The organism is Desulfovulcanus ferrireducens (assembly GCF_018704065.1).
GTDB lineage: Bacteria > Desulfobacterota > Desulfovibrionia > Desulfovibrionales > Desulfonatronovibrionaceae > Desulfovulcanus > Desulfovulcanus ferrireducens.
This window is the reverse complement of record NZ_JAGUQP010000005.1, coordinates 97,674-105,574: the sequence shown is the minus strand read 5'-3', so window position 1 is coordinate 105,574 and position 7,901 is coordinate 97,674. Positions and strand designations below refer to the sequence as shown.

General features: G+C 44.0%; 7 protein-coding genes. 3 read left to right on the top strand and 4 right to left on the bottom strand.

The genetic code is table 11. The features are described 5' to 3' along the window. Positions 1 to 157: 157 nt before the first annotated feature. Entirely contained in the window at positions 158 to 1,063 is a 906-nt protein-coding gene (gene argF / locus KFV02_RS03220) for an ornithine carbamoyltransferase (RefSeq protein WP_252380088.1), read from the bottom strand. A 319-nt stretch (positions 1,064 to 1,382) separates the two neighbouring features. Between argF and KFV02_RS03215 the strand changes: the two genes are divergently transcribed. Both KFV02_RS03215 and KFV02_RS03210 read left to right on the top strand, forming a co-directional pair. Then, positions 1,383 to 1,871: a hypothetical protein gene (locus KFV02_RS03215; RefSeq protein WP_252380087.1), complete on the top strand. Its 489-nt coding sequence runs from the start codon at positions 1,383 to 1,385 to the stop codon at positions 1,869 to 1,871. A gap of 41 nt (positions 1,872 to 1,912) precedes the next feature. Continuing rightward, complete coding sequence (locus KFV02_RS03210; protein ID WP_252380086.1) at positions 1,913 to 2,983, top strand: glycosyltransferase family 9 protein; 1,071 nt, start codon at positions 1,913 to 1,915, stop codon at positions 2,981 to 2,983. Between the two features lie 40 nt (positions 2,984 to 3,023). On the opposite strand, the gene aat is transcribed toward KFV02_RS03210, so the two are convergent. The 3 genes from aat to clpS form a co-directional block, all read right to left on the bottom strand. Next, the gene (gene aat, locus KFV02_RS03205; RefSeq protein WP_252380085.1) at positions 3,024 to 3,707 is read right to left on the bottom strand and encodes a leucyl/phenylalanyl-tRNA--protein transferase; all 684 of its coding nucleotides are present in this window, start codon (positions 3,705 to 3,707) and stop codon (positions 3,024 to 3,026) included. Between the two features lie 112 nt (positions 3,708 to 3,819). Beyond that, complete coding sequence (clpA, locus tag KFV02_RS03200) at positions 3,820 to 6,072, bottom strand: ATP-dependent Clp protease ATP-binding subunit ClpA (RefSeq protein ID WP_252380084.1); 2,253 nt, start codon at positions 6,070 to 6,072, stop codon at positions 3,820 to 3,822. Then, positions 6,073 to 6,387, bottom strand: a complete 315-nt coding sequence (gene clpS / locus KFV02_RS03195) for an ATP-dependent Clp protease adapter ClpS (RefSeq protein WP_252380083.1) — start codon at positions 6,385 to 6,387, stop codon at positions 6,073 to 6,075. Positions 6,388 to 7,164: 777 nt separating this feature from the next. On the opposite strand from clpS, the gene KFV02_RS03190 reads away from it, so the two are divergent. Continuing rightward, positions 7,165 to 7,809, top strand: coding sequence for a LysE family transporter (locus tag KFV02_RS03190; RefSeq protein ID WP_252380082.1), 645 nt, complete (start codon positions 7,165 to 7,167; stop codon positions 7,807 to 7,809). Positions 7,810 to 7,901 lie beyond the last annotated feature (92 nt).

The window sequence follows — 7,901 nt, the reverse complement described above, 5'->3', positions numbered from 1 at the left end:
GACCAAAAGCTGAGTTACGGTGTCTTGATGCACCAGAAAGTTGAACGGTCTGTCACGCCTAAATTCTTATTTCTTTATCTCTTAAATTTGAAAACAGGTGATGTAAACATACGAGAAAGTTGAGTTATTTAGCTTTTAACGTTTTTACCCTTTTACCTTAATCCTGGCTATAAATCCATTCCAGGATAGCCTTTTGCATATGCAACCTGTTCTCTGCCTGATCCCAGACAACAGACCATGGCCCTTCTATCACCTCGTCAGTAATCTCTTCTCCCCTGTGCGCAGGCAAACAGTGGAGTACCTTAACATCAGGATCGGCCAATGTCAGAAGTTCGCTGTTTACCTGAAAACCATTAAATGCGTTTTTGCGCTGACCATGCTCGTCTTCCTGTCCCATTGACGCCCAAACATCGGTATTGACATAATGAACACCGGCAACCGCCTCCTTGGGGTCATGTGTCAGATAAATTTTTGCTCCTGCTTGCAAGGCTCGCTCAAGCACATCAATATCAGGCTCATATCCTTTGGGCACAGCCATATTAAGCTGAAAAGGGAAATAGACGGCTGCATTAATCCAGGAGTGAGCCATGTTATTGCCATCACCCACCCAGGCTATTTTAAGCTGTGAAAAGTCTGGAGTCCGCTCATATATGGTCAGCAAATCGCTCATCACCTGACAAGGATGAAACTTATCGGTCAAAGCATTTATCACCGGAACCTGCCCAAACATGACCAGTTCTTCGAGATTCTCCTGGGCAAAAGTCCTGACTACCAGGCCCTGTGCATATCTGGATAAGACCCGGGCTGTATCTTTTAAAGGTTCATTTCTACCTAACTGAGATTCATTAGGAGTCATGAAAACAGACTTGCCACCTAAATGCTGAATCGCGACCTCAAAAGAAATTCTGGTTCTGGTAGAGGCCTTTTCAAAAATCAGGATAATTGTTTTCCCTTTTAAAATATCACTTTGATAAGCTCTGTCCTTTATCTCCTTGGCCCTTAAAACAAGGTCACGGGCAACTCTCATGGGCAGATCTAAAATAGTAAGAAAATTTTTGCTCATTTTTCCCCTCGCGCTCACTTTTTTAAAATTTCAAGTTAGCCTTAGAGGGCATAGCTTGTAAAGAGCCATAGACAAAATCTTCAGTTTATAGTTTCTAAGACAAAAACCATGACGCTAGAATTCATCATTCTAAAAATATTATAAAAAACTAACAAGTTTGCAGAGAAGATGGGCAACCAGCAAGTTGAAAGTCGATTCTCTTCCTTTAAGCTTCGGGGCTAAAAATATAGTATAGCAAAAATTTGACTTATTATACCTGCTAAGATAATGCCATGATAAATAATTAAGAGAGTAGATACGTCCACCTTAAGGAGTGACTATGGACATAAACATCATACCTCCAAGCAAGCCCCTCCCAGTAAATCGGGCTTACATTGTAACCATGACTATCAAGTCATTTAAGGGCCGACGTGATGTAGAAGTCCATCTTTTTCGTCCCTATTGGGATGTGGAAGAAGAAAATGGTTATCCGTGGGACAAGCTCCTGGGAGAACCAATTGAGGAAGGGATAACTCCGGATATAAATAGAAGTAAAAAAATACTTTTGGAAGCCTTCACTCGGGATGAACGGGACCAATTAGTAGACTATCTTGCCCGGAGGTACGCTTCAAGACTAAAAACCATAACGAGTGCCCCACTGAACTTCCCCATTCCTCTAGGCCTTATGCCACTTTCAGAAATGCCTGAGGATGAAAACTTCGGGCGAATTCGCCTGGAGCAGATTTGTGATTATCCTCTTCCCTTCCCTGTACACGGCTTTTACGATTTAAGCTCGGCCAAACCCATTATACAGGAAGAATTTGAGTAGAAAAAACTAATGTCACTCTGTTCATTGACCAATAAACATCTATGTCATCAAAAAAAACTTCTGCAACCGCTCAAAAATCTATTAACTTAGACCATATTTACAAAATTCTGGTTTGCCAACTTCGCCAAATTGGCGATGTTCTTCTGACCACTCCCAGTGTAGAACTGCTGAAAAAAAGATTCCCTGAGGCCCAAATCCACTTTCTTACGGAAAAAAAATGTCTTCCTGTCCTGGAAAACAATCCTCATATCAGTAAAATCTGGGTTATAGACAAGAAGAAAACCAATAATCTCTGGAAAGAACTGAAGTTTTACCGGCAAATTGCCTGGAAAAATTTTGATCTCATTGTTGACTTTCAACAACTGCCCAGGTGCCGGTGGGTGGTTTTATTTTCCAGAAGCAAAGTTAAGCTAACCTATCCGCCGCCCTGGTATAATCGTTTACTATACACCCATTGGCAAAAACCAGAACCAGGCTATGCAGCAAGATTCAAAGCCAGCATTCTAAAACCACTAGGTATTTCCTGGCAGGGTAACAGGCCAAAAATTTGGCTTAAAGAGGCGGAACTTGACCGGGCCAAAAATTTTCTGGCCGGGCAAGGTGTCACAAAAAAGAATCTACTCATCACCATAGATCCTTCGCACAGACGTATAACCAGAAGATGGCCAGCAGGCCACTTTGCTCAGCTTATCCATCAAGCCAGTCAGAAATGGCCAAACATAAAATTTCTTCTCCTTTATGGCCCTGGAGAAAAAGAACTGGCTTTGAGAATTTTATCCCAGTCACAGGCAGAAGATTTTTGTATTTTGCCTGAAAAGATGCTCTCGTTGCGGGAAATGGCAGCCTGCATTGCTCACGCCAATTTACATCTTGGCAATTGCTCTGCTCCTCGCCATATTGCCGTGGCCGTAAATACCCCATCCCTAACCATCCTTGGTGCAACTAGCGGAGCCTGGACCTATCCTTCAGCAGAACATGAACATATCCAGCTAGGCCTTTCTTGCCAGCCCTGCAATCAAAATACCTGTGCCAACCCCAGATGTCTCGAGGATCTTAAACCCGAAGTTGTCCTCAAAGCTCTGGAGAAAAAACTTGAAAATCTGGTTCCATGAAGGAGGTTGCGTTAAGCTCCCCATCAACCCAACTACCCATTCACGCATCTCCCCATTTACCTCGACGGGTCGGATATTGAAGGGCATGTTTTAGACGCTGTAGAAACTCGTTTCGGCTGATTTCCCGTGCTCCGAAGCGGAGCATGTGGTGTGTGGTCTGCTGACAATCAAGAAAATGAAACGACTTCTTGCGAAGATAAAAGACCAGGTGAACCAGAGCTACCTTGGAGGCATTGGGAACAAGATAAAACATGGATTCTCCAAAAAACGCCTGGCCAAGGCTCACCCCATACACTCCCCCCACCAGGCGGTCTTCCTGCCAGGTCTCAAAAGAATGAGCCAACCCCTGTTTGTGTAGCCGAATATATGCTTCAATCATTTCCGGTACCAGCCAGGTGCCGTATCCATCGGACCTTCTCACTTTGGCACACATGTTTATGACCTGTTCAAAGGCCTGATCAATAGTCACCTTAAATCTTTTTTTATTAAGCACCCGGCGCAAACTTCTGGGGACATGCAATTCTTCGGGGAACAACACCAGCCTGGGATCGGGACTCCACCAGAGAATAGGATTTCCTGGGCTATACCAGGGAAAAATACCCTGGGAATAGGCCAAAATAAGACGCTCTATAGACAGATCCCCACCCACGGCCAAAAGCCCATCCGGGTCAGAAAACCTTGGGTGGGGGAAAATAGGTTCTTTGGATAGGTAAAAAACTGTCATGTTCAGCTATTGCTAAAACCAATAGACCATGTGGAATAATGGTAGTCAAAAACAGGATAAAGCAGGTAATTGAATCTGGGAAAGCTCATGAGGAACCAGGCTCACAAACAAGTTATTTCAATGGGAGAATCCTAAAACTGAGTTGGTCCTGCTTCTCATCCAGGTCTATGAGTATCTTCTTTCCTTTATCCAGCTTTCCGGAAAGGAGCTTATCAGCCAAAATGTCTTTGACCTCTTCCTGCATAACCCGAGCCAAGGGCCTGGCTCCAAAATCAGGATCATACCCCTTTTTAGCCAGCCAGGACCTAGCTGAAGAAGTGAGTTGGACCTGGACTTTTTGAGCAGTGAGCATCTCATTTAATTCAGCAAGATATTTATCGACGATCATCTCCATAATTTCCTGACTTAAGCTACCAAAGGGAATGACCGCATCCAATCTATTGCGAAATTCAGGACTGAACAGTTTTTCCACTGCCTTCATGGCCTTTTGAACTTTATCCGCCTCATCCTCCTGACCAAAACCAATGGCTCTCGATTCCATTTCCCTGGCTCCGGCATTGGAAGTCATCAGCAGTATAACATGTCGAAAATCTGCCGTCCGCCCGGTATTATCAGTGAGCGTTGCATGATCCATAACCTGGAGAAGTATATTAAACATATCTGGGTGGGCCTTTTCTATTTCATCCAGGAGTAGAACACAGTAAGGATTTTTCCGAATGGCCTCAGTGAGTAGCCCCCCCTGGTCAAAACCAACATAGCCCGGAGGTGCGCCAATCAAGCGAGCCACAGCATGTTTTTCCATGTACTCGCTCATATCAAATCGAACAAATTTTACCCCCATCGTGTTGGCTAGTTGCTTGGCCAGCTCTGTTTTACCCACACCCGTGGGACCAATCATTAGAAATGACCCCGTGGGTTTGTGCACATCTCTCAGTCCTGCCCTGGCCCGCTTTATAGCCTTGGTCAAAAGTTCTATGGCTTTGTCTTGACCGAAAATGACCTTTTTCAGTTCCTTGTCCAAATTTAAAAGTTTTTCCCTGTCTGATGTAGACACCTGGCGAGAAGGAATACGAGCCATGCGGGCCACAACCTTTTCAATATCGCGCGGAGTGACCTGCTTCCTGCCCTTTATAGTTCCTTCAAGCATAAAATAAGCCCCGGCCTCATCCATGACATCAATGGCCTTGTCCGGAAGATAACGATCATTAATAAACCGGGCTGAAAGCTCCACGGCAGCCTTTAGGCTTGAGGGCATGTATTTAACCTTATGATACTTTTCATAGTAGGGCTTGAGCCCCTTTAAAATCTCTATGCTTTCTTCAATGGTGGGCTCAGACAGCTCAATCTTTTGAAACCTTCTGGACAAAGCCCGATCTTTTTCAAAATGAAGTTTATATTCTTCATAAGTGGTTGAACCAATGCACCGAATCTCTCCTGAAGCAAGAACCGGCTTCAGAATATTAGAAGCGTCCATTGAGCCGCCAGTGGTCGCCCCGGCCCCAACAATGGTGTGAATTTCATCGATAAACAATATCGCGCCCGGGATCTCTTTCAGCTCCTTAATCACTCCCTTTAGCCTGGCCTCAAAATCACCTCTGAACTTGGTCCCGGCAAGTAACGCTCCCATATCTAAAGCATAAATCTGAGTTTTCAGAAAAGACTCAGGCACTTCGCCACTGGCAATCTTCAAAGCCAAACCCTCGGCCATGGCTGTTTTTCCAACGCCTGGCTCTCCAACCAGAATGGGATTATTTTTTCTGCGCCGCAAAAGGACTTGAATTACTCTTTTCAGCTCCCTTTCTCGGCCTACCAACGGGTCAATCAAGCCCTTTTGGGCCTTTTCAACCAGGTTAACTGTATATAAAGCCAGCGCGCTCTTTTCTCCAGATCTCTTCTCCTGATCTGAACATCCTGGACAAGAAGAGCCAGGGCTATCTTCTTCCATCGCGTGAGAAATATATTCCAATACATCCAGCCTGGTCAGGCCATGGGTACGAAGATAATAAACAGCAAAAGAGTCTTCCTCCTCAAACATGGCTGCAAGAAGGTCTCCAGCCTGAACCATGTTTTTCCCTGCTGATTGGATGTGCATTATGGCCCTTTGCATCACCCGTTGCACACCCACGGTCTGAATAATTTCTCGTTCTTGGGAAGAAGGCTGGACTTCCAGGTGTTCAATAAAAAAACGCTCCAGTTGATTCTTTAACCTAGTCAAATCTACCCCACAATCTTCCAGGATAGCTCTTCCCTTCTCATCCAGGGTATAGGCATACAGAATATGCTCCAAAGTTAAAAATTCATGATGTCTTTTTTTGACTTCCTGAATAGCCAGGCCAATAATTTTCTCCAATTCCTTACTTAACATTTACACCTCTTCCATCGTGCATTTCAAAGGATAACCTTCTTTGCGGGCCATATGGCGGACCATCGCAACTTTGGTCTCGGCCACTTCTTTAGGATACACCCCACACACACCAATTCCATTCTTGTGAACACTCATCATGATATGGTGAGCCTCGGCCTCGGTCTTATGAAAGACTTTTTTTAGGACATAGACAACAAATTCCATGGTTGTATAATCATCATTATGTAATAGAACTTTATACCGCCGTGGCTCCTCCAAATCTTCCTCTATAACTGTTCCGGTTAGGACCTGTCCATCTGATATACTTTCGCTCATATCATTTAACCTAATTAAACTATGTCAAAAGTCAATTGTTGAGTTCTTTAACCCTCTGAGTTAAAGTTTGGATGATCTAGTGGGCCTGTTTTATGGGCTAAATATTAAACTTAGACTGGGGGCTAAATCGTCCATTTAGCTTCTGATAACGCACAACCCTGAATTTAACCGGCCCATAGCTCCCTATTCCACGATCCAACTCTTGATATGCATACATAATTGTGCTCCATGCCCCGCGTGTCAAGACCTCTTTTTCTACTCCTTGACCAGCCAGATTCCCGTCTTCATCAGCCCTATTGCTAGTTAAATCATCAATGCTCCCAGCCTTTTCCTATCCTTTCGTGATTGATAATTCATTAAAATTCGTAATTTTTTTATCTGAGACAGATGGGAAGCGATTTTTTACACACGTGTCCTGACACACTCAGAAACATTTCACTTAATGCCACCTATCCTCTATAAATTCAACAAACAACCGACAAACTCAACAAATCCATATATTCCATAACGTTAAGGACTTTGACGTTTTTTATAAACCAATTAAATATCTTATTTGGAAAAGCCATTATTCCACTGGAATATTTCAGAAAAAAATAGTAAAATTTACACGAAATAAATATAGGTTGAGAAAAAACTTTTTTGTGAGCTGTTTTGAGAATATATTTTATTCAGATATTGAAGACTTTAAAATTGATGGATATGTCCTTGCCCTTCGGGCCTGCGGTTGGCAGCATGCGAGCTTTCTCGTTAGACTTTTAACCAAGGATAATTTCACTCATGTTGACACTGCTCACTATCTTCTTTTCTTCCTTTGTAATTGCCCTATCCGGCGCAATGATGCCGGGGCCATTGCTGACCGCTTCTGTTAGTGAAAGCTCTCGTCGAGGCTTTATCGCCGGGCCGTTGCTTATGATTGGTCACAGCCTTCTTGAACTGGCATTGGTGATCGCACTATTACTGGGACTGGCTCCGTTTCTAATGCTAGATGAGGTCTTTATCGTTATTGCTATAGCAGGTGCCGGGTTTCTGTTTTGGATGGCTATCGGAATGTTTCGCACACTCCCAACCTTGAGTTTATCATGGGATGCAGGGACGGAAGAGCGTGGTCACTTGGTAATTACCGGGGCACTATTGAGCATAGCAAATCCATACTGGTTAATTTGGTGGGCAACAATTGGGCTTGGTTATCTTCTACATTCGAGGCAATTTGGTATGTGGGGTATCTTCTTTTTCTTCACCGGGCATATTTTGGCCGATTTCGCCTGGTATGCCGCGGTTTCTGTGGCTGTCGGGAAGGGCAGGCACTTTTTGAGCGATCGACTCTATAGAGGGATAATCGGGACATGCGCAACCTTTCTAGTGATTTTTGCATGTTATTTTGTCTATGCCGCTTTGCATAAAGTCATGTTGGGGAATCTTTGAGGTGACGTGGTCAAGTAAAAGATGCTGGCTGAGTGGGTAAAAAAGGCATAAACTTAATCAGGGCGAACCATTCTGCGCCTATCCTTGCGGAT